Raw genomic sequence first — 25,466 nt, forward strand, 5'->3', positions numbered from 1 at the left:
TTCAACTATATTTATGAAAAGAGAATGTCCGGAATTAAAAAGCTATAAATATAATTACCGAACATTCTCTTATATTTTTATTACTTTTCTGCAGACTGATCTGCTGCCAATGGCCAATACGGATTCTGATAAAGAGGAGAATCTTCTACATTATTACCACTTGATAATGTCACTAGAAATTGCTTATACATAATAGGGGTCAGGTAATGTGCCATGTGCCACATATAGCCATTACTACATTTCTGATTACTATTTTTCTGATAAGGTCGAAGATATTCACTAACTGCCGGAGAAGATACAGTAGCCTTGTCTGAACCATCAGCCAATAAGTCATTATACCATTTTTCCATTGGTGTGTTCCAGATATGAATTCCTTCTACAAAATATGGAGTACTTATCATCTGGTCCATAGCCCTCCAACGACACAAATCCATATAGCGTAAGCCCTCTGCCATCAACTCACACCGGCGCTCCCGGCGGATATTATACAAAGTAGCATCAATTAGACGCCCACCAGAGTAAGCTCCCCAGTCATTTTTAGCCTCCTCATTCATATCGGTCTGTGATATTGTCTTTTCAAAATTGCTATCTACATGAGCACGTTCACGAATAATCTGCCAATATTCTTTAGCAAGGTTATCCAGCGAACTATTTTTCTCATAGCATGCCTCCATATAGTTAAGTAATGCCTCAGCTGCCCGATAGCAAACAGAGGCAGAATAACTGTTCATATTCAAGTAGTTCGACTGGTCGAAAGAACCTCCTTTTCTCAAAGCATAACCAGTCAGATATCCTCTCTGACCGTCTACGGAAGTTATCAACGGATACGGCTCTTCCATCCATGCTTCTGTTCCTTCCGGATTTTCATACAAAATACTTTTCTGACCAGGTTCCTTTAAGAATACAACCAATCTTGAGTCACGATTCTGACGAACATCATGGATAGTTTTATCACCTTTATAATAATCATTTCCATCGGCATAACTGCCATTTTTGTATACAGGCGTTCCGTCAGACATCAAGAAGTTATTTACCAACCCTCGCGTCACACCAATTCTATTATTTCCCTGATTAGCTGCAATATCAACAGCATGAGTAACGAGGCTACGCCCATATTGCCGCCACAACAAGACTTCCGGATAGGAAGATAAATCCTCATTAGCAAACATTTCAAAATAAGGATTCTCCGGTTCAGTCACCGATTGCTGCAACACACCCGTGTTCACAGTCAGGCTTCCTTTATATTTTTCAGCAACTTCTTTAGCAGCAGCCATAGACTGCTCAAGGAAATAAGTTATTTCATTATCTATACTTCCCGACTGATATTGATAATTGGCATTATATTCTTTATTCTTTCCTGGCCATCCTTCTCCATTAGGTACAAAAGCAGTTCCTTTAAAGTACTTCAACCATGTCCCTTCAAATAGCGCAACTCTCGACTTCAATAGCAAGGCAGCATCCTTGTTTATGCGATTAGTGCTCATCTGCTGTCCACTCATAAGAGTAGCAGCCTTATCCAAATCAGACAAAATAAATCGTGCCACTTCATTTCTGGGCATCCGCTTGTTAGCTTCAATAAGAACATCTTTGTCATCAGGCAAAGGTTCTGTTACAATCGGAAAATCACCAAACTTCCAATAACGTTTAAAATATTCACAAGCACGCAAGAAATAAACTTCACCAATATAGTGCTTGATTTCTGATATATTTCCTTCTATGGTATTCTGTGAGCCATTCAGGTCTTCACCATACTTCACCAATACATTTGAAAGGAAAAAATTAGTATGATAAATCCAATCGAATTTCCAATCATTACTCTCTGTATTAGGAACTTTCCATAGTCCATCAGCATAAATATTACTTGCTTCAGCCCCTGTTTGATTATCAGTGCCTGTATCTACCCCATAAATTCCATAATTATTACCACTATTGGAATGAGACGGAAGAATATCAGAGTACATTCTGTCGGCATAAGCCTTAAGTTGGGAACTACTCGTAAAATAAGTTTCCGGAGAAAGGTTTGACTGAGGAGTCCTGTCTAGAAAATCATCACAAGAGACAAGTCCGGTTACCACGGCACTTATCATTATTATTTTTGCTATTTTCATTTTATCAAATTATTAAAAGGTTACATTAAGACCAAAAGACCAGGTTCTGGAAAGTGGATATGCATTTCCTCGTTTATCAAATCCACCATTGATTGTTTCCGGATCATACAGTGCAGAAAGAGAGGTTCCCGTCCAAAGATTCTCACCGGATACATAGAGCCTGCATTTATTCAAGCCAATCTTTTGTATCCATTGCTTGGGTAATGAATAACCAATCTGAAGATTCTTCAGGCGGATATAAGAAGCATCCTGCAAATAACGACTTTGTACTTTCTGATTCTTCGTTCCGTTATCCATCACCGGACGAGGATAATATGCATCCAAATTAGCGGAAATTTCATGTCCGGGTAAACCAATTGGTTCTGCACGGAAATAATCATTGTGTTCTTCAAGCCCAATGGAGTACCACATACCTGTATAGATTCCCCAGAAAGTTCCACCATTACACCAGTAATCACGCTTCATTACACCCTGGAAGAAACAACGTATATCAAAACCTTTCCAGTCAGCCGTCAAATCAAGACCAAAGAAATAGCGGGGTGTATTATTACCAATCACTTTTAAATCACCATGATCTTCCAAAGTACGTCCGCCTTCAGTAATACCAGACTTACCATCCAAATCTTTGTACATAATATCACCTGCAGCCCAATTAAATCCTAAAGCATCTTGACCGCCCACTTTATTAAGATGTTCCTGCATTTCAGCATCACTTTTAGCAATCCCTACAGTCTCAAAGCCCCATATTTCACCGATCTCCCTTCCTGCAATATAAGTGTTGATAGAGTGAGCACTATTACCCGGATAACTTTCTATGACGGTCTTTGCATCCGACAATACAAGTCCAACTCCATATCCCAAACCATTATTCAGTCTATCTCTCCAGTTGATATTCAAATCCCAACCAGTGGTCTTTAAGTCACAGTTATTAGTTTTAGGAACTTTAATCCCCAAAATACCAGGTAATTCAGGAGCAGAGCCTACCATATTATCTGTATATCGTGTATAATAATCGAATGATCCCGTCAAGCGATTATTAAAAAGCCCGAACTCTAAGCCTATATTCCATGTACGTACAGTCTCCCAAGTCAATGAAGTACTAACTAAATCGCCTATTAATGCTGTATTGGGCTTCTTCAAATTTTCCATCCAACCTCCATCATAAGCACCTAAATACATCATCCGATAAGTCGGATACCATGAATTAGTATTCTGATTGCCAAGCTCACCATAAGAAAAACGTAACTTCAGTGCATTTACTGTTCCACTAAGCGGTTCCCAAAATTCCTCATTAGCAATATTCCATCCCACAGAAGCCGAAGGAGAAGCCTGCCAGCGGCTACCACGCCTGAATCGGGAAGTTCCGTCATAACGCATATTGAACTCTGCTAAATAACGCCCTTTATAGTCATAATTCACTCGTCCGAAAAAACCTGCTGTAGCCCATTCATTATAGTTACCTTTGATTGAAGGGGTTAATTCTTTTCCATTTCCATCCGTACCAGTAGTCAAATCAAATTGAGGCATACCGTCTACCATCAGTCCGTTTTTCAGAACCGAAGAATACTCCTGCTTCATCTCTTCAATTTGCAGACCTGCCATCACTTTCAAATTATGGACATCATTGAATGAATGTTCATAAGTACTGTAGACATTCAGATTCCAGAAATCCTCTTTTTTATTTTCACTATACAGATATGAAGTACCATTTGTATTAACCACATTTCCGTTTACATCATGGTTATAGACTGGTAACCCTGTCTCTTTTACATTGTAATCCAATATACTATAATTAAAGTCTATGTTAGTCACCCATCCTTTAATTGGTTCTATCAACAGAGAGGCCTGATAATAATGTTGATCAGAAGTCGTATTACGATTCCCTCCCTCAGCCAAAACCATGGCCGGGTTTGTTGCATTATTATCAAAATAATATCCATTAGGGTCATAAACAGGAAGATTAGGCCATGTCAAGCGATCAAAACATTCATAAAACCAGCCGTTAAAAGCTTTAGGCCGTTCATTCTCTTTCCTCACGAAACGAGTAGTAAGATTGAACTTCAACCAATCGGTTAAAGTAGTATTAAGCTTAGCTGTAGCCGAATAGCGCTCTACACCATCATGTCCATGACGTAATAAACCATTTTGATTCAGATAATTAAAAGAAGCATAATAAGCCACTCTTTCTGCCCCGCCATTCACGCTTAAGTTATGCTCCTGTGAGAACACATTGTCTTCATACACTTCTTTATACCAGTCTGTATTCGCATAAGCATTTGTAAAAGGATCATAATCCGGTTTACCCCATTGCCCATTTGAGGAAGATGGAACTCCACCGCCAATCTTCCCAGATTGATAATCAATCATCTGCTGCATAATATCATCATTGAAAATCATCCCCCCCACCATTATTCAAAGATGCGGCATTAAAGAAGTTAGCAAAAGTATAAGAATCCATCATTTTAGGTAAATTGATGGGGCTTGCTATACGGAAATTATTATTATAACTTATAGAGGCCTTTCCAGCCTTACCTTTTTTAGTCGTAATCAATATTACCCCAAAAGGTGCACGCGAACCATAAATAGAAGCTGCCGCCGCATCTTTCAGCACAGAAATGTTCTCAATATCTTGTGGATTGACAGTATTAATATCTCCCTCCATACCATCAATTAAAATCAGCGGACTCCCACTTGACCCATCACCGATGGTACCCACACCACGAATATTGATGCTCATATTCTGATCCAGTTCACCGGTACTGGTAGAAATCTGTAAGCCCGGAACTAGTCCTTGCAAAGCCTGAGTAGCAGTTGCTACAGGACGTGCCTCAAATGTTTCTGCATCTACCGTACTGACAGCACCGGTCAGGTTCACTTTTTTCTGCGTTCCAAAACCGATAACCACCACTTCATCCAAAGTTTGAGTATCTTCTTTTAAAGTCACTGCCAATGATTTTTCTCCTACAGGAACCACACGTAGTTCTTTGTAACCAATATACGATACACACAATGTACTACCAACAGATACCTCCAAAGTAAAATTTCCATCTATATCAGTAATCGTACCATTCGAAGGATTGCCTTCTTCGGTGACTGTCGCCCCGATTACCGGTTCACCTTCCACATCAGTCACTGTACCTTTAATCTTTTGCTTCTTTTGTTCCTTTGTGGAGTTCTGGTCTTGAGTCCCCTTTCTGACAATTATACTTTTCCCTTGAATTTCATAGGAAACATTTTGTCCTTTCAGTATCTGTTTGACAGCTTCATCCAATTGACCGGCATCAATTGATACTTTTCTATCGGTATTAATATCTCCTGCAATATAAACGAATGAATAACCACTTTGAGTTTGTAACTCCGTTATCGCCTTCTTCACCGATACATTGCTCATTTTCAAAGATATATCCTGAGAATATATACTAAGATTCAGGCATAGCAAAGCCCCGACCACAAGGATGGCCTTTTTTCTGTAATTCATAAATTTAGAAATTAATGATTAAAACATCTGATAAAAGGCGCTCTTAAAGAAATGTTTTTGCTACTTTTGTAACACTTCTTAAAAGCATCTCACACTTAATTGACTGAGTTGAGGAACGAGAAGTGAAAATCGGAAGGTCTCGTACATCTTCCGATTTTCTTATATACTCTATATGTTCCCCTTTTTAGTTAGCTATTATGGACTTCTGTTCATAATTAATTAATATTTAAGGTTTAACAAAAAAATTAATATAAGACGATTTTCTCTCCTTTCAACGTATAATGTACTTTTCCGGTAGCAGACAGTGCGTCCAATATATCATTAATACCTTGCTTAGTCCGGTTAAAGTTTCCATAAAATCTAAGTTCCTTCAAAGATTCTTCGGTAAACTCTATTTTTACACCATAGCTTCTTTCCAATATTTTGGCAACTTCCAGCAATGGTGTTTCGTCAAATGAAAGGCAGCCTTCTGCCCATCGCAATACTGTCTGAGCATTTATCGACTCTTTTTTCATCACTTTCTCCTTCTTGTCCAGCACCATTTGTTCATCAGGTATCAAAACCAAATCAGCCTCTTGACGAATTTTATTCTTCAAAGCCACTTTGCCTTCTATCAGAGATACAACAACTTCCCCATCTTCAGGATAATCGCGAAAATTGAACTTAGTTCCCAAAACTCGCACCTGTACATCCTCCGTCCTGACATAAAACGGTATCTTCCGGTTATGTGCCACTTCAAAATATCCTTCACCTTGCAAAGTCACTTCACGACTGTTTACACCAAAATCCTGTGCATAAGTGATACGGGAATCAGAGTTCAGCAATACTGTTGTTCCATCCGGTAAATGAAGACGAGTTTGCGAGCCTGCCGGTGCTTCTACTTCTATTTCCGCCAAGGCATTTCTTAAGTTGTCTTCTCCTTTCTGATATGAAAAATATGAAATAAAACCGAGTAGTAAAATTGCTGCTGCGTATTTGTACAAACTTCTCCACACAAAGTTTTTCGTCTTTCTCTTCTCAGCTTTTTGCCTTTCCAGCCGTTTCTCAAAACGTTCAAAAGCCTTTTCCTGATCATAATATTCTCCTCCATTCTCCTGCACCGCAGAGAACCAGATTTCCTGGCATTTCATAAAGTACACACGGTTTTCCTCCGATTCGGCAATCCATGTTTTCAATTCTTCCAAAGCATTTACTTCCAACCCTTCTGCCAGGAAGGTAGAAATCAGTTCATCTATATGTGCTGTTTTTGTTTCCATATTGGTGTCTCTATAATGATGACGATTTTTTTATTTGATAGGGTAGTCTAAATTGGGTTTTTCTCACTATTTCAGCCGAAAAAAAAGAAGAAGATAGTCAGCAGATATTTGCCAAGCTTAGTATACAAGGTAGCCAAAGCATTCTTTATATGATATTTAACGGTATTTATAGAGATTCCGGTTTCTTGTGAGATTTCCTCATACTTTTTTCCTTCAAACCTGCTTTTTCGAAAAACTTGTCGACATTCTTCAGGCAATTCATCAATAGCACGATAAATCTCATGTTCTAATTCCCTTTCCAATAATGAGCCCAAGGGAGTATCTTCAGAGGTTATATACCGCTCCCTGATATCTTCATCTTCGCCTAATACAGAGAAAGTTACTTCACTTTGTTCCCTTTTAGAAGACAGATAATCCTTACAGCGATTACGGACCGCCTGTACCAAATAGCTGCGTAAAGAGATTTGTATATTCAGAAGCTCACGAACCTCCCAAATATGGAATATTACATCACCTACAAGTGTCTCTGCTAGAAAGCCATCTCCTACAAATTCACGAGCCACATGACATAACATACTATAATGATTCCGGTACAGATATCTATAAGCTTCCTCATTACCTTGTTTCAACTGCTCAATAACTAACTGTTCTGAAAATTCCATGCCACCAGATTTAAGTATAGGCAAAGGTAGAAAAATATTAGTGCCTGTAAAATATATCAGAATAAAATAACTACTTTTGCAGTACCCCTTAGGAACCATTATGCACAAGCAAACACACTAAGGAGCAAACAACTCACAACTATGGAAGAAGAACATCATTTTACGAACGTACCCTACAATTACCCCTTATGCCTCAACCGCCAATGCCCCAAAGCATCTACCTGCCTGCGGCAACTGGTAGAGCAAGAAGTGCCGGACAGTATGGAATACTGGGTAGTCATCAGCCCCAAATACCAGGCTAAACTGAAGGGTGCATGTCCCCATTATCGCTCCAGTCAAAAAGTGCAATATGCCAAAGGCTGCATGAATATCCTTGATAACCTGCCCCACAAGCAAAGACAACTCGCCATAATCCATCTGGTAGAATACTTCAGCCGAAGAACCTATTACCGCATCCGCAAAGGCGAACGCCTCCTCAGCCCTGCCGAACAAAGGGACGTACAGAAAATCTTCAAACAGTGCGGTGCAACCGGAAAACAGGAGTTTGACGCTTACGTAGAAGACTACGAATGGTAACAATCTCCCCCATCTGCAGGCTAGCTACCTCCCATCTATAGATCCATGCTTTTGCCATGCCTATGGCACAACTTTGCCATCATAGTGGCACAACATTGCCATGCCTATGGCACGACTGTGCCAAAGCGGTGGCAAGAATCAGGCACAGCTCTACGGTTTCGGCAACGCCGCATTCCCGGCAGATTAAAGCTGCAAGGCAGCAAAATGATCAGGCAGGAGGAATACACACTCTCTTCTTAAACCAAACCCCAAACACAGGATCAGAAAGTGTGACTCTTGGTCCGTCTGTCTCTATCAGCTCTTTCTGCAACAAAGCGTTTTTCAGACGGATAATATTGGCCGAAGTACCTAAATTATACTTTTGCAGCACCTCTTTACGGCTGAATCCTGAATCGACTCCATCAATAATAGCCCGCAGGAAATTCATTTGATAAGATGAAAGGGATTCTATTTCATTTTGGAACAAGATGTTGTTTTGATCCAACAAATCTTCTAAAGCAGCTGAAAGCTGAGTATCGGTAGCAGCACCGGCAGTGTGTATCCAAAGTAACCAGGAAAGTTGCTGCACATAGGAGGAATGATTATCAACGAGCCTGCATATTTCTTCGGCCAAACCGGAGGAAATATGTTTTCCGGTATCCGCAAAACGCCGGCAAATGTATTCCACCCAATACTTCGTTTCTATTTTAGTAAGATAGATAGCATCTCCGAATTTATAGAAGGGCAGGTTCCTCCTCTCAAAAAGTTCATTCATCAGGTGCTTCTTACTCCCAAAGAGGCAATAAGATACGTGCTGTTGCAACTGCCAAACGGTACGCAGTTTCTTTTGGAAAGTTTTGGAGTCCTCAAAGTCCGAAATCTGCTGGAACTCATCAATGCAAATTACAATCTGAATACCTTTCTCGCGAGCTATCTTCTCGGGTAGTTGCAGAATATCGGTTTCAAAACTATCACCTCTAACATATTCAAAGTTGATTGAGAAATCGTTCATCGGGTCTGTCCCAATAGAGATTTTAGGATTGATATGCGACAGGAAAAGTTTGGCATTCTCTATCCATTCATCCCATTTGGATGAGGTCTGCTTAAGTACGGAAGTGGTCCAAAGGCGATAAAATTCCTGCTCGGTTCGGCAGGAAAAGATGTCCATATATACAACCTTTCTTTTCGCGGTTTGAGCCATTTGGGCCACTTTTTTCACCAATGACGTTTTTCCCCACCTACGAGGAGAAATCAATATGGTATTTACACCATGTGTAAAGTTGAGAAGCAGACGCTCTGTTTCTTTTTCGCGGTCGGTAAAGTTTTCACCGGAGGTGGCTACACCAAATACAAATGGCTTTTCCATAATGCAAAAGTTTACTGTTATCTGCAAAATAAACGATTTATTTGATGATAAACAAGTTTGTTACAAACAAAGTTGTTTGTAACAAACTTGTTTGATAACATTGTATTATTACCACCTATCCCCTTTACGGCTGTTTCAGATAATCCGAAGGCAACACTCCGAACTCCTCTTTAAAACATTGCCGGAAGTAAACCACGCTATTTATACCTACTTTGAACGCAACCTCGGATATATTATACCTGCCCTCCAGCAACAACCGTTCGGCATACCGCATCTTTATCTTACGGACATACTCATTAGTGGAAAGTCCCGTCAGCGCTTTCATCTTACGGTAAAGCGTAGATTTACTCATATACATATTGTCAGACAAGTAGCCGATATCAATCTTCTCGGACGACAGCCGGTCTTCTATCAGCTTGTTTATCTTCTCAAGAAATTCATTATCCAGCTTATTCATGGACTCTGCCAGCTGGGCACGCTTCTCATCCAGACTGTGATGAGACGTCGAACCGGCAAAGCGCTCCGCCAGCAGCTTGCGCGATTCAAGCAAATTATTGATGCGGCTATGCAGAAGGGTAGCACTGAAAGGCTTGGTCAGATAAGAGTCCGCTCCCACCTGGTATCCCTCTTCCTTATCTTGCAGAGAGTCTTTGGCAGTCAGCAGGATGATGGGAATATGGCTGGTGCGCACGTCTTCTTTCAGCTGCTTACACATCGTGATTCCGTTCATCACGGGCATCATGATATCGCTCACGATGATGTCGGGGATACAACTCAACGCTTGCTCTATTCCCAGTTCGCCGTTGGCGGCGGTCTTCACTTCAAAATCATCGGAGAAGGACTCGACGATATAGTTGCAAATGTCCTCATTGTCCTCCACAATCAGCAGAATACGCTTTCCACCGGACACTAATTCCGGAATCTCTTCCTTTTCCTCCTTTTCATCGGCCGGTTTCTCCGGTGAATCGGTATGCAACACACTGGGATAGGTATTGCCCGTCAGCAGGCTGAAGTAGAACGTGCTGCCTACACCCAAAGTGCTTTCCGCCCTTATTTCCCCTTCGTGAAGGGTAACCAGATTCTTCACCAATGCCAAACCGATGCCCGTACCGGAGGCCTGGTGATCACCGCCCTCCTGATAATAACGGTTAAAAATATGGGGCAATGAGTCGGGGCTGATGCCGTAACCGGTATCGCTGATTTTAATCTCGGTATAGTCAATGTTGTTCCGCACCACGTGATACAGGCCCAGTGTAATGATACCCTTTTCGGTATATTTAATCGCATTGGAGATCAGATTGTCCAGGATAATGGTCACCACTTCTTTATCAAAGTACAGGGACATATCCTCCTGTTCCAGTTCGATGTGGAACTCTATATCCGGTTTGCGGTTCAATTCCTTATATTTGAGGCCGACTTCATGCACCAGATTAGCGATATTGTCATGAGCCACACAGAGTTTCTTATTCTGCGTTTCCGTCTTTCTGAATTCCAGTATCTGATTTATCAGGTTCAGCAACCGGATCGCACTCTGATGAATCACCGATATCTTTTGGGAATCTTTGCTAGACAGTGAGTTACCTTTCTGCATATCTTCCAATGGTCCCAGTATCAGCGTCAGCGGTGTGCGGAGTTCGTGCGTGATGTTGGTATAAAAACGCAGACGCTCCTGGTTCAGTTCCTGCTCCTGCTCATGATTCTTCTTTTCCAGATCGTACAGAACTTCCATATCGAGCTTCTTCTTGTAAGCATAAAGAATGAGGAACAGGATGGCTCCACTCAACAATATATAGCTGCATTTCGCCCACCAGGTAAGCCACAAAGGCGGAACAATGTGAATATCCAAAGTAGTAACCTCATCCGACCATTCTTGGTTCTTGATACGGGTTTTTACCATGAAGTGATAATCACCGGGAGGTACATTGCGGAAGGTAACGTTATTGGGATCCGTCACCGTATACCATGCATCTTCCAGTCCTTTCAGCATATAGGCATACTCCACCTGATTGACCAATGCATAGTTGTGTATATTAAAAGTTATATTAAAGCTATTTTGCATATACTTCAGCCTTACTTTCGACCGACCGTCAATACTGACCACCTCTTCATTGCCTCCCGCATTACCCAAAGGAGCAAATATCTTCATTTCCGTGATAACAGCCGCAGGAGACTCACGCTTTGCCAGAACAAAATCCGGATTAAAGTGGCAAAGTCCATTGATGGAACCGAAATAAATCTCTCCATCCTGATCCTTAGCCACACTGCCACTCATAAAATTTCCCATCGGCACATTATCCCAATGGTCATAGTTATAGAAAACATCCTTATCCCGCAACAGACAACTGATTCCTTTATTGGTGCTCACCCAGATATTATGGTTGGCATCTTCCGTTATAGCACGTATATGTGTATTGGTCAATCCTTCTTCACGGCGGTAAACCTTATATTCCCAATCGGATGGCGAGGAGAAGCACACCAAACCTTCTCCTGTCCCGACCCATACATTCTTCCTGCTGTCTTCATAAATCGCATTTATGGTATTGGAAGGGAACAGGTTCTCCATATTAAAGAGATTGATATCCTGCAATTCATCGTCTCCTATCCCCAGACCACTCCCGAATCTCTTCCTGATAAACGGATACCCGTTTACCTTGATCAAAGACATTGATTCCTCCCCCATCTGTTCCAATCCACAATTTACCTTGGCTGTCCACACAAACGCTGCTTGCTGTTTTATTATTCAGGCGACTCATTGAATTCTGATTGGGAGAATAGTAATAACCGCTGAACAAAGGTGGCTCATAGCTAAGGAAGTTTATGCCGCCACCCCATACACCGGTCCATATATTCTTGAATGAATCCTGAAAAATACACCTCGCACTTGAGTTAGACAGACTGTATCCGTCATCTCCTTCCCTGATATAATGAAATTGAGTCTGTTCGGGTAGCAGGAACAAGCGCTGCGATAAGTCCATTATGGCTATTCCGCCAAATTCCATAGCTATCCACAACTTATTCCCGTCAAGCTGCTTAATGTCGTAGATATAGTGCGAAAGATTCCCGTCTGAATTAAACTGGATGAAATTCTCTGATTCGGGATTAAACAATGCCAGACCTTTGTTTGTCCCTACCCAGATATTATTATTCAGCTCCTTATATACGCATCTCACTTCATTACCCGGCAAGCTGTGCGGATCACTCGGATCATGCACGAAGTTCTTCGCCCTCCTATCTTTAATGGAAAGAATACTAAAACCATTATGGACATGACCTACATATAACTTACCATTCCCCCCGTCAGCAACAGTCCAGATGTTATCACTGGCAAGCCCCGGTACATTTGCCGTATTATAATGAGAAAAGCGACCGGTTTCTTTATCGAAATATTCAATTCCTTTCCAATAAGTTGTCACCCATAGATTTCCATCAGCAGCGGCAATAACATTGGTTACGTCATCCGTAATGATACTTTCAGGCACAGCCTCATTATGCCGGTAGAATGTAAAAGTGTCCTTTACATAATCATAAGCATTCAACCCCGCCCTCTGTGTGCCAATCCATAAGATGGAATCCTTCGGATCATCCAGCAGACAGTTCAGTTCATTCCCCGTAATGCCATATCCGTTCTTTGTTTCATTCTTATAATAAGTAATGAAGCGCGTTCCATCGAACTTATTCAGGCCCTCTTCTGTCGCAAACCATAGAAAGCCCTCCTTGTCCTGGGCTATACTAACCACATAGTTATTGGATAATCCCTTCTCAATTCCCAATTGCCTGACAGCATAAGGTTGTGCCGTCAGAAGGGCAGGTAACAACAGTAAGTAAAGTAATAATCTGCTTTTCATGACATCAATTTTCTATTGCAATCCAAAAGTATAAATAAATTCTTTATTTCAGATACACAAATCGTTCATTGCAAGATTTACATCCCCTCACTGCAAGATTTATGCAGTCCAAGAAACTTAAGATAGCTTACATTTGCATCATCTAAAAGTGATATTTTAGTAAAGAATGTATCTAATTGTTTAACTTTAAAAGTAATATGTATGAAGAAGCATTTATTCAATGCTGCCCTACTCTGGGCATTCTTATCACTGACTTTATGGACTACAGGATGTAGCGACGATGATGGCTATCCTGATGTGGACGGACAAGCACCTTCCATAGAAATGACACTCGAACACATTCAGACTGCAAATGGTCGCACATTTACATTGGAAGGAACGATTAAAGATGCTGATGGTATTTCAACCATTCAACTGCAATGTGCCGACCTGAACCTCAACAAAACAATCGATTTGATCGAGATTTATGAGAAACCTCTCGAAACTTACGAATTGAGCTACGACTTCAAAATTCAACCGGATGAAATCGGTGAACAGTTCACCGTAAAAGTTACCGTAACCGACGTAGGCGGACGTACTGTTTCACAAGATGTACTTGTAACGTTGGACGGAGACTTTGAAGACCCTGTATTCGTTATTGCACCCGAAAAGGGTGGTATGGTCACCGTATTGCTGAGAGAAGGTGAAATCCCTACACTCAACATGAATATCTCGATAACTGACGACCGCGGGCTGGATTATCTATTGGTAAATATCGAAGGCATCGAAGGATATGAAAACCTAAAAATAGATGCTGATGGCGAAAAAGCTTTTGAGCACTCATTCAACATCACAATGCCTAATGAAAAGAAGGACTATCCGATGACTCTTACCGCTGTCGACAAGACAGGAAAAAGCACAATGATAGAATGTACCGTATCTGTAACCGATGTGCAGGATTTCGAAAAGATGTATCTGGCAGACGTAGCTACCGAAACTGAACTAAACAGCGATGTATTCGGCGTACCGATGCGCATAGATCATGTGGGCGAATTCCAATATCAAGCTCTCTATTATTGCCAGAAAGCTAATACAGAAATCTTCTTCTTACCGCAGAAGACAAGTTTTTCTCCTGTTTGTTATGGTATTGATCCGACAGATGAAACCATGTTGACCGATGATCCGGCACTGGCTAAACCAATTGTACTGACTGAAGCTAATGTATACTATAAAATCAATATTAATATCTTGCTGAAGACGTATGAAATGGAAACTTATTCACTTGCAGAAGCTGTAGACCCATGGCCTGCAAGCATGAAATACGGCTTACCTACCATGGATAAATGGAACAACAACAGCGGTGAGATGATGGACTTTACGTTCGGTCTGACACCTGACAATCCTACCGGAGTAGTCTCTTTCAAACAGGATGCCACTAACCCGCACTTGTTCTACAATGAGCCTATGTCACTGACAGCAGGAGAATCAATGAACTTCATTATTCACAACTATCACACAGATCAATGGTGGAACTTTGTTCGCTGGTGCAGCGATACTGAAGAAGAGCCTGAAATATTCGGCTATTACACCGGAAGTGCATTTAAAAATTCCAATTACACCGGTCCCACTACAACACAAGATGTATGGTCTAAACCTAAAGTGACTGTAACAGGCACCTATCAATTCTGGTTTGATTCCCACCTGGGTAGAGCGAAATTAGTACGAGTAAATTAATCTAATAATAGTCTGACAAATGAGAAAGCAACTATTAATTGCATGTCTTTTGTTACTGTCAATATGCAGCTATGCACAACAGATAACAGTAAAAGGTATAGTGACTTCAGCTACCGATAAGGAACCTTTGATCGGAGCTACAATTCAAGTGAAAGATAGTGGAACAGGCACCATCACAGGCATCGATGGTGATTATACACTGATGAATGTTCCTGCAAACGCCATACTTGTGTATTCTACCATCGGTTACCAGACACAAGAAATCAAAGTGAACGGACAGACCACCATCAACGTTGTGCTGTCGGAATCTGCCGAACTACTGGACGAAGTGGTGGTTATCGGATATGGTGCCGTGAAAAAGAGTGACCTGACCAGTTCCATCGCTACAGTAAAAGGCGATGAAATCACCGAAACTGTAACCGGTAACGCTATGGACGCCTTGCAAGGTAAGATCAACGGTGTACAAGTAACCAGCGGTGGTGGCCCGGGTACACAACCCAAAGTATTGATCCGTGGTGTAACTACGGTTAACGGAACCGATCCGCTCTACGTGGTAGATGGTATGCCGGTAGGTACGAACATCAACTTCCTAAACAGTAATGATATCCAGTCCATGGAAGTTCTAAAAGATGCTTCTGCAGCTGCTATCTACGGTACGCGTGCCTCTAACGGTGTAATCCTGATTACTACCAAGAAAGGTATTGCCGGAAAAACAAATATCAGTTTCAGTGCATCGGCAGGTTTCCAAACGTTGGCTAAGCCCAAGATGGCCAATGCTGCCGAATACAAAGAAGTGTTCAATACCCGCTATACAAATGATGGAGGTACCTCTATCTGGAATGACACCGGTGCCACTACCAATCCGAATGGTACCGACTGGTGGGATGAGGTAATCAATAAGACTGCTTTAGTACAGAATTACTCACTCAACATCTCCGGTGGTAATGACAAATTGGTTTATAATCTTAGCTTAGGTTATTTCCGTAACAATTCACAATACGACTACGGATACTGGGATAAAATCAATGCACGTCTCAATACGGAATATACCTTCAACAAATACGTGAAGATGGGTTTTGACATTGCACCGCGCGTAGAATCATGGGATGATACTCCCAACCTTTTCTCAGCTGCTATGTCCATGGACCCGACAACTCCTGTATTTAAACCACAAGATCAATGGGTGGACAATGAGTTTAACAACTATCAGCGTTCTTATAACAACCAGGAATGGAACCCAGCCGGTTCGTTGCCACGCCAGAATGGACATTCACGTGAAATGGGTGCCATTGTAAACACCTATTTACAAGTAAATCCGATTGAAAAGCTTACCTTACGTACACAATTCGGAGCCAATGCCCACTTCCGTCGCTCGGATGGATTCACGCCCGAATTCTATATCGACGCTTTGGAACAATCTACATTGAGTAATGTTTCCCGTGAGATGCAAGAATGGCTCGACTGGAACTGGACCAATACCGCAACTTATTCTGACACTTTTGCTTCAAAGCATAACATCAATATAATGGGTGGTTTCACTGCAGAACGTTTTGCATGGTTCCAGACCAAAGCTTCACGCGACGATGTGCCCAACAATATGGACATCATGCAGGAAGTAAATGCCGGTACACAGAATCAGAAAGGTGACGGTACTACCACCTACAACACGTTGATATCATACTTAGGACGTATCATGTATAACTATGATAACCGTTACTATGTGACAGCATCTATCCGTGCCGATGGTTCTTCCCGCTTCCCTAAAGGAAACAAGTATGCTATCTTCCCTGCGGTATCTGCTTCATGGCGTATCATCAGCGAAAGCTTTATGCAAGACCAGAAGGTATTCAGCAATCTGAAACTACGTGGTGGTTGGGGACGTGTAGGTAACCAGAACATCGACAACGATGCTACTCTTACCCTTCTGGGACAAGCTGACTATGTATTTGGTTCAACTCCCGTCCGTGTACCCGGTACCATGATATCAGGTGTAGGAAACAATCAGTTGCAATGGGAAACAGTAGAAGACTGGAACGTAGGTGTGGACATGTCATTCCTAAACTCTCGCCTAGGTGTAACTTTTGAATATTTCCAAAAGAAATCCAGCAACATGCTCTATCAGAAACAGAATATCTTCGCTATCGGTTATCCCGATTGGAACAGCACTGTATGGATGAACATCGGTAGTATGAAAGCCAGCGGTTGGGAATTAAGCCTGAACTGGCAGGATAAAGTATCTGATTTCTCTTACAATGTAGGTGTAAACCTTTCAGCTGTGAAAAACAGAGCTATCAAATTCTCTGGAGACGGACCTATTCAGACAGGTGGGTTCAATAGTGATCAGATCATCCGTAACGAAGACGGCGGTTTAATTTCACGGTTCTACGGCTACGTGGCAGATGGTATCTTCCAAAACTGGAGCGAGGTATATGCTCATACCAACGAACATGGAAAACAGATACAGGATAAAGCACAGCCAGGTGATATCCGCTTCAAAGACTTGAATCATGACGGTGTACTGGACGAAAACGATAAGACATGGATCGGTAACCCTTATCCAGACCTTATGGTAGGTTTGAATCTGGGCTTCAATTACAAGAACTTCGACTTCACAGCCAACTTCTACGGAACACTCGGCAACGATATCTTTAATAAAACCAAAGGATTATATTCCGGTGTAAGCGGACAGAACGTATGGGCAGGTACGCTGGAAAAAGCATGGCATGGCGAAGGTACCAGCAATGACATTCCACGCTTGTCATACAACGACCTGAATCAGAACTATACACGCGTATCCAGCTTCTTTGTAGAAGATGGTTCGTACATGCGATGCAAACTGCTCCAGGTAGGCTATACTCTTCCCAAGAAGCTGTTGCGCGGAACAGAGTTGCGTCTTTCATTCTCAGCACAGAATCCGTTCACTATCACCGGTTATTCAGGTATGGACCCCGAACGTCCGCAAATTGGTAATGATGGAAGTGTAATCGAAACAGGTATCGATGGCATTGCCTATCCCAACCCACGTACATTCTTGTTTGGTATTGACTTTAAATTTTAATCCTTGATAACAATGAAACAGATATTAGCAATATTGACATTGATTGCCTCGCTGACATTCACCTCTTGCGAGGACTTCCTGACCGAGGAAGTGCGTGGGCAACAAAATCTCGACACCTATTTCCAAAGTGTAGAGGAAGCTGAGTCATTCATCACCGGTTGCTACCAGGCCATCACTTTCGGTGGCTGGTGGAACATCAATACGGTATGGTTACTTTCCGAAATGTGCAGCGATGACGGTTGGATGGGAAATACAACCCAAAGCCAGAGTGATTATATCTCTTTAGCACATTATCAGGGTACAGGACAGAGCAACGGAGCCATCTCAAACTTCTGGCAATACCGTTATAAAGGTATCTTACGCTGCAACGTAGCCGTAGAGCGCATCTCACAATCCGAATTCTCAGACGAAGACATGAAGAACCGCCTGATAGGCGAAGCCCGCTTCCTGCGTGGATATTTCTACTTCGAACTGGTAAGAAACTTTGGCGGTGTACCTCTCGTTACAAGCTTCCTGTTGCCCGAGGAGATACAAGGCATTACCCGTGCTTCTGCCGAAGATGTATATAAGTTCATCGAAGATGATCTGAAAGCTGCCGCCGACGCGTTGCCAAAACGTAGTGAATATGCTGCCACCGATATGGGGCGTGCTACCAGTGGTGCAGCTTTAGGCCTGCTAGGTAAAGTTTACCTCTATCAGGAAAAGTGGCAAGAAGCACATGATGTATTGAAAACTGTTATTGACAGCAAAGAGTACGAACTGCTTGATAACTTCGGTGACGTATGGAGTGTTGATCACAACAACAGTAAAGAGAGTCTGTTTGAAGTACAGTATATGTACGACGGTACTTATTCATTAGGTGGTTCACTGACAATAATCACTGGTGCACGTAATGGTCCCGGCGACGGATGGTCTTGGGGTCAGCCTACTGCCAACCTCGAACAGGCCTATATTGACGCAGGTGATACCGAACGTCTTCGCTGGACTATCATCAAAACCGGATGTACCGAGATTGCCGGTGAAGATAACTTCGATAAGTTCATTGAAAATAGCAAAGACATGGCTAATTACAAAACTTATATCGAGAAGTATGGTTGGGATCCGGATTGCTATATAATTGACCCTGCACAACATAAATCGGCACGTATCGTCCGCAAATATTTCGTGCCTATCGAAAAGCGTCCGGAAGTGTACAATACAGACAAGATTCCTTTGGATCACCGCATCTTGCGCTATGCCGATGTATTGCTGATGTATGCCGAAGCCTGCAACGAACTGGGTGATGACGCTACAGCACGTAAATACCTCAATGAAGTACGTAACCGCGTAAACCTGGAGGATGTAAAATCAAGCGGCAATGATCTCCGCAAAGATATCCGTTTGGAACGTCGTCTGGAATTAGCATGGGAACAAAACCGCTTGTATGACATCCGTCGCTGGACCGACGACAATGGCAAGAAGGTGATTTCCAATCTGCTGGGAACCAATGGTACTTTCGTTAAGTATAACACAGATGCCGCTACCCGCGACCTCTATGAATGGGAGAACCAGGGTGAAGCAAGTAATAAAGGTGCTGGCTTCGATGAAAACCGCGACATGGTATTCCCCATTCCTTTGTATGAAATCACAATGTCTAATGGTTCTATCGTTCAGAATCCGGGTTGGAATTAACCCCGGTGAATGTCTAAATAGAATTCTTCAATAGATCTTTATACTCTGTCGCGGATAGTTTCATAATAGATTATCCGCGACAGTCTTTTTTTAAACCATCGAATATTTATGAAACTAAAATATTATTTCACTCTGCTGTCCCTGCTTTCCTTTATGGCTTGCAGTGACGATTCTCCTTCTACACCCGATACCCCCGATCAACCGGATGTACCGAATAGTGTAGAGAAACTAGTCACCATTAATGCCGGAAAAACCTATCAGACTATCACAGGATTCGGTGCATCAGACTGCTGGAATCCTTCCTATGTAGGTAAATACTGGACCAACAGCCGTGACAAAATCACCGAATTACTCTTCTCTTCCGAAATCCAGGCAGGAAGCCCCAAAGGTATCGGTCTCTCCATGTGGCGTGTAAACCTGGGCGGTGGAACTGCCGAACAAGGTGATGCAAGCGGCATTACCGATAAATCCCGTCGCGCAGAGTCATACCTGACAAACGATTTGACCCTTGATTGGAATCGTTGCGAAGGGCAACGTTATTTCCTGAACCGTGCTAAAGAGTTCGGTTGCGAAAGTATCGTCCTTTTCAGCAATACACCACCCGTACAATATACACAGAACGGCAAAGGTTTCTCCAACCAAGGAGGAGTATCAAACCTGAAAAACGATTGCTACGATGACTTTGCCGCTTACATGGGCGATGTAGCTCAATACTACATAGATAAAGGTTATCCTGTGACGCACATCTCACCGGTCAACGAACCGCAATACAACTGGGATGGCGGACAAGAAGGAAGCGGCTGGACCAATGACGAAGTTGCCAGATTGGCCCGCGAACTGGATGATGCCTTAACCGAACGTAATTTGTCTACCGATATCCTGCTCGGTGAATCGGGCGACTGGGAATACTTATATAAGACAAAAGACGATGCCAATCGCAGTAACGTTATGTCTGCCTTTTTCACTCCCGGCTCGTCTGCTTATGTAGGTGACTTAAATCATGTAAAGAAACTAATCTGCGGTCATAGCTACTGGACCGATGGCACTTGGGACGGTATGCGCAGCGTACGTAAGCAGGTGGCACAAGCAGCAACACAATATGGTGTAGATATATGGCAAAGTGAATGGAGCATGCTGGGAGACAACTACAGCAACACAGAATTTGTAGGATATGACAATGCTACAGAAATGGATATCGCATTTTATATGTCGAGAGTGATACACAATGACCTTACTGTAGCAGGAGTATCTTCATGGAGCTACTGGACTTCCATGGACGTAGCCCGTTGGGGACATAAAAACCGTTTTCTTCTGATATCCCTCGTACCCGGTGGAGGAATCAACGACAACAATGACAACATAGAAAAAGAAGGTACCTTCCAATCCACAGCGACTCTTTGGGTATTAGGTAATTACAGTCTGTTCATCCGCCCCGGATACCAACGTATCAACATGCAGCTGACCGAATCGCTCAACTTCTTTGGATCAGCATGGCTATCCCCGCAAGGAGATAAAATAGTAGCTGTTTTCACTAACATGTCCAGCAAGAATGTCCGCCTGAGCGAAACTCATGAAGGATGGAGCAACGAAGCTACATCAATCCGGACCTACACCACTACCAATAGCAAAAAACTGACAGAAGCCACCGTATCTGCCGGAGAATCTGTACTTTTGGAAGCGGAAAGTGTAACCACAGTAGTGTATAATCTAAAATAATCACCCAAAATGAAAAACGCTATATTCACGCTGGCTGTACTCATGACAGTCCTGCTCACCGGCCTCCCGGCACAGGCGCAGGTTTCATTTGGTAATGCCACCAAATTCAATGAAGACTGGCTCTTCCGACTAACCGATGACTCAACCATTGTAAACCCCGCCTTCAATGACAGCGAATGGCGCAAACTCAGGCTTCCACATGATTGGTCTATTGAAGGGCAACTTTCACCTTCTTTAGCAAGCTGCACCGGCTACTTACCTGGCGGAATCGGCTGGTATCGCAAACATTTCAAGATCACGGATAATGCCCCACGCCATTACATCTATTTCGAAGGGGTATACAATCGCAGTGAAGTCTATTTAAACGGGCATCTGCTCGGTAAACGTCCTAACGGTTATATCTCATTTCTCTACGACATGACCCCTTATCTGAAAGAGGGGGACAACGTGTTGAGCGTACGTGTGGATCATAGCCGCTATGCTGATTCCCGCTGGTATACAGGATCGGGGATATATCGCGACGTATGGCTAATTGCCGCTCCCGAAATACACCTGGCACAATGGGGCATAGGTTGGCATGCTACTTCTCTGACCGACCGGCAAGCTACCATAGCTGTAGATATGGAAGTACAGAAACACATAACAACCGGCAACAGACTTGAACTTTCGGCTACACTATACGATGCTACCGGCAAACAAGTAGCGCAACGGCGCACTCGTGTTTCTGATGGCAAAGAAGGTATTACTAAAGAAAATCTCACACTGAAAATAACTAAACCCCACCGTTGGAATCTGGACGATCCTTACCTTTATACACTAAAAACAGAATTGCTCAGCAATGGAAAACGTATTGATGGATGTGAGACTAAAGTAGGGCTCCGTACACTGAAGTTTGACCCCAATAAAGGGTTTGCACTCAATGGCAACTGGATGAAAGTCAAAGGTGTATGTCTGCATCATGATGCCGGTGTACTCGGTGCCGTAGTACCTCCGGAAGTATGGGAGCGTCGTTTGAACAATCTGAAAGAGATAGGTGTAAATGCCATCCGCATGAGCCACAACCCACAGGCTCCCGTCGTATATGATCTATGCGACCAACTGGGACTCCTCATCATGGATGAAGCATCCGATGAATGGGAGTTCCCGAAACGTAAATGGGTAAAAGGCTGGAATAAAGGTGAACCCGCCTATGACGGTTCTTTCGATTTCTTCGAAGAATGGATTGAACAGGATGTAACCGACATGGTACGCCGTGACCGCAATCATCCCTCCATTTTCATGTGGAGTATTGGTAATGAAGTAGATTATCCGAATGATCCTTACTCACATCCCATTCTTGACGGATCAACCATCAATCAACCCATGTTTGGCGGTTACAAACCGGATGCTCCTGATGCTATGCGCATCGGAAAGATAGCCAAACGACTGGCTGCATGCGTCCGTGCTGTCGATACGTCACGCCCCGTAACGGGAGCACTGGCAGGAGTTGTCATGTCCAATCAAACAGAATATCCCGAAGCCATCGACGTAGTAGGATACAACTATACTGAAAACCGTTATGATGAAGATCATGCCACCTACCCCGACCGTGTCATTTATGGTAGCGAAAACGGTTCCGGTCTTGAAGCCTGGTATGCCGTAAAGGATAAAGAATTCATCTTCGGCCAATTCATCTGGACAGGTACCGACTATCTCGGTGAATCGGGCGCATGGCCCTCACGCGGACTATATACCGGATTGCTCGACTTTGGCAGTTTCCCCAAACCCCGCGGACACTTCCGTGCTTCCTTATGGTGCGAAAAACCGGTTACTTATGTGGGTACTTATCCCATACCGGATCGTTTTAAAAACTCCCGACGCACCTTCCTGTCGCCCGATGCATGGGATATCTGGAACTATGATCCCGGTCAGGAAATACGTGTAGTCTGCTATACCAATGCCCCACAAGCACGTCTGTTACTCGATGGAAAAGTGCTAGGTGAGATGAAACCCTATGATGAAAAGACAGGTATCATCTACTGGGATATTCCCTATCAGGCGGGTGAGCTGAAAGCCGAAGGCTGCGATAAAGACGGAAATATATTGTCCAGCTATTCCATCAAAACCTCCGGTCGTCCCTACGCTCTCCGTGTAAGTGCCGATCGTACCAATCTATCCTGCAACCGCGCTACAGCGCATCTCATTGTAGAAGTGATAGATGAAAAGGGTGTCGTAGTGAAATTAGGCGACAATGACATTACTTGCACCATCGAAGGTCCGGCACATTTACTGGGACTCGAAGGTTCCGATAACAGCGACATGAGTGACTACACCGATAATCACCATCGTGCCTTCCACGGACGCCTGCTTACCTACCTACAGACCGTCGGTGAAAAAGGTCAGATTCGCGTAAAGTTTACTTCACCACTTTTACAAGGAACAGAGATTGTCTTGAATGCTAAATAATCCTCTAAAAACAAATATTTATATGAAATACAAAGTATTATTACTCGCCCTCGCCGCAATAACTACTTCGTGTTCACCACAAGCAGATATAAACTATCAGATTATTCCCGAACAGCCTCAGCAAACCATGGATCATTTCAGTGCTTCGGATGCCTGGAGCATGCACATCATAGGCAAATGGCCTCAGGAGAAACAGGACCAAGTAGCCGACTGGTTGTTCAGTACAGAAAATGACGCTAACGGAAAGCCCAAAGGAATCGGGCTTTCTCTGTGGCGCTTCAATGTAGGTGCAGGAAGCACGGAACAGGGCGAAGCCAGTCAGATAGGCTCCCCTTGGATGCGTACCGAATGTTTTCTGCAACCGGACGGAAGCTATGACTGGGACAAGCAACAGGGACAGCGTAATTTCCTCCGGTTAGCAAAGGAACGTGGAGTCAATAAATTCCTTGCTTTCCTAAACTCTCCACCCGTTTATTTCACTCAAAACGGGCTTGCCACCAACACCGGACGTGACGGCACACTGAATCTGAAAGCGGAACATTATGAAGACTTCGCCCGCTTTCTGGCAAATGTGATAAAAGGAGTTGAAAAGAAAGACGGCATTAAGTTCGATTACCTCTCCCCTTTCAACGAACCGGACGGACACTGGAATTGGATAGGTCCCAAACAAGAAGGCACCCCGGCAACAAAGAAAGAAATTGCCCGTGCCGTACGCCTCATCAGCAAAGAGTTTGTGAAAGAGGGTATTGATACGGAAATCACCATCTGCGAAGCGTCAGACTATCGTTGTATGTTCTCCACACACATGACAAACCATGAACGTGGATACGAAATACAATCTTTCTTCTGTCCCGACAGTGTAGATACTTATCTGGGAAATACCCCGAATGTCCCCCATCTCATTGCAGGACACAGCTATTGGACCAATACGCCTTTAGAGAGTCTGAGAGATTACCGTCGTCAGTTACGTGATACACTGGACAAATACAAAGTCGACTTCTGGCAAACGGAAACCTGCATTATGGGGAACGATGAAGAAATTGGCGGAGGCGGTGGATTTGATCATACAATGAAAACAGCTCTCTATGTGGCCCGTATCATTCATCACGACATTGTTTATGCAGGAGCACGTAGCTGGCAGTGGTGGCGTGCCATAGGCGGTGACTACAAAGACGGATTGCTACGCGAATACACTGATCCCGATCTTCATGACGGTAAAGTGGAAGACTCTAAATTATTATGGATATTAGGTAATTACAGCCGCTTTATACGTCCGGGAGCTGTACGCATGTCTATTAAGGCAACAGACAAATCCGGACAGGTAATCCCGGAAGGAGATAATGATCCCCAAGGGCTCATGTGTTCTGCTTATCAGAATACAAACGGACAATGGGTAATGGTAGTTATCAACTACGCTGATCAGGAGAAAAATTTCACTTTCAAAGTGGATGGTCCCAAAGTAAAGTCATGGCAAGGCTACCGCACCTCAGATGAAGCAGGTGAAGATCTTCTACCCATTAAGAAACTGAAAAATGAACAGATAGCAGTGATTCCTGCACGTTCCGTTATCACTTTTGTTTCTCAGGATTAAGA

General features: G+C 43.1%; 11 protein-coding genes and 2 pseudogenes. 7 read left to right on the plus strand and 6 right to left on the minus strand.

The window, feature by feature from the left end:
- Window positions 1-80: 80 nt before the first annotated feature.
- From VYM24_RS04970 to VYM24_RS04985, 4 genes and pseudogenes are all read right to left on the minus strand, one after another.
- Window positions 81-2,108, minus strand: a complete 2,028-nt coding sequence (locus VYM24_RS04970) for a RagB/SusD family nutrient uptake outer membrane protein (RefSeq protein WP_330941617.1) — start codon at window positions 2,106-2,108, stop codon at window positions 81-83.
- A 12-nt stretch (window positions 2,109-2,120) separates the two neighbouring features.
- Window positions 2,121-5,586: pseudogene (locus VYM24_RS04975) on the minus strand (TonB-dependent receptor).
- A 245-nt stretch (window positions 5,587-5,831) separates the two neighbouring features.
- The gene (locus VYM24_RS04980; RefSeq protein WP_330941618.1) at window positions 5,832-6,842 is read right to left on the minus strand and encodes a FecR family protein; all 1,011 of its coding nucleotides are present in this window, start codon (window positions 6,840-6,842) and stop codon (window positions 5,832-5,834) included.
- A 71-nt stretch (window positions 6,843-6,913) separates the two neighbouring features.
- Window positions 6,914-7,504 carry an RNA polymerase sigma-70 factor gene (locus VYM24_RS04985; RefSeq protein WP_330941619.1) on the minus strand — a complete coding sequence of 197 codons (591 nt, stop codon included), beginning with the start codon at window positions 7,502-7,504 and terminating at the stop codon, window positions 6,914-6,916.
- A 141-nt stretch (window positions 7,505-7,645) separates the two neighbouring features.
- Between VYM24_RS04985 and VYM24_RS04990 the strand changes: the two genes are divergently transcribed.
- Window positions 7,646-8,080, plus strand: a complete 435-nt coding sequence (locus tag VYM24_RS04990) for a DUF6078 family protein (RefSeq protein WP_044268383.1) — start codon at window positions 7,646-7,648, stop codon at window positions 8,078-8,080.
- Between the two features lie 208 nt (window positions 8,081-8,288).
- Here the strand turns inward: VYM24_RS04990 and VYM24_RS04995 are convergent, their stop codons facing one another.
- Both VYM24_RS04995 and VYM24_RS05000 read right to left on the minus strand, forming a co-directional pair.
- A complete protein-coding gene (locus VYM24_RS04995) occupies window positions 8,289-9,425 on the minus strand; it encodes an AAA family ATPase (protein WP_330941620.1) in 1,137 nt (378 codons plus the stop codon).
- 124 nt (window positions 9,426-9,549) lie between these two features.
- Window positions 9,550-13,270: pseudogene (locus VYM24_RS05000) on the minus strand (hybrid sensor histidine kinase/response regulator transcription factor).
- A gap of 201 nt (window positions 13,271-13,471) precedes the next feature.
- Between VYM24_RS05000 and VYM24_RS05005 the strand changes: the two are divergent.
- The 6 genes from VYM24_RS05005 to VYM24_RS05030 all read left to right on the plus strand — a co-directional run bounded on the left by VYM24_RS05005 (window position 13,472) and on the right by VYM24_RS05030 (window position 25,464).
- On the plus strand, window positions 13,472-14,983 hold the full coding sequence (locus tag VYM24_RS05005) for a hypothetical protein (RefSeq protein ID WP_224321090.1): 1,512 nt from the start codon (window positions 13,472-13,474) through the stop codon (window positions 14,981-14,983).
- Between the two features lie 19 nt (window positions 14,984-15,002).
- Window positions 15,003-18,041 (plus strand): SusC/RagA family TonB-linked outer membrane protein, encoded by a 3,039-nt coding sequence (locus tag VYM24_RS05010; RefSeq protein ID WP_330941621.1) that lies wholly within the window; start codon window positions 15,003-15,005, stop codon window positions 18,039-18,041.
- A 12-nt stretch (window positions 18,042-18,053) separates the two neighbouring features.
- Window positions 18,054-19,712, plus strand: coding sequence for a RagB/SusD family nutrient uptake outer membrane protein (locus VYM24_RS05015; protein WP_299090699.1), 1,659 nt, complete (start codon window positions 18,054-18,056; stop codon window positions 19,710-19,712).
- A gap of 108 nt (window positions 19,713-19,820) precedes the next feature.
- Complete coding sequence (locus VYM24_RS05020; protein WP_330941622.1) at window positions 19,821-21,428, plus strand: glycoside hydrolase; 1,608 nt, start codon at window positions 19,821-19,823, stop codon at window positions 21,426-21,428.
- A gap of 9 nt (window positions 21,429-21,437) precedes the next feature.
- A complete protein-coding gene (locus tag VYM24_RS05025; protein ID WP_330941623.1) occupies window positions 21,438-23,873 on the plus strand; it encodes a glycoside hydrolase family 2 TIM barrel-domain containing protein in 2,436 nt (811 codons plus the stop codon).
- A 22-nt stretch (window positions 23,874-23,895) separates the two neighbouring features.
- Window positions 23,896-25,464, plus strand: coding sequence for a glycoside hydrolase (locus tag VYM24_RS05030; protein WP_330941624.1), 1,569 nt, complete (start codon window positions 23,896-23,898; stop codon window positions 25,462-25,464).
- The last annotated feature ends 2 nt before the right edge of the window (window positions 25,465-25,466 follow it).

The organism is Bacteroides sp. MSB163 (assembly GCF_036416795.1).
In the GTDB taxonomy this organism is placed as follows: domain Bacteria; phylum Bacteroidota; class Bacteroidia; order Bacteroidales; family Bacteroidaceae; genus Bacteroides; species Bacteroides maternus.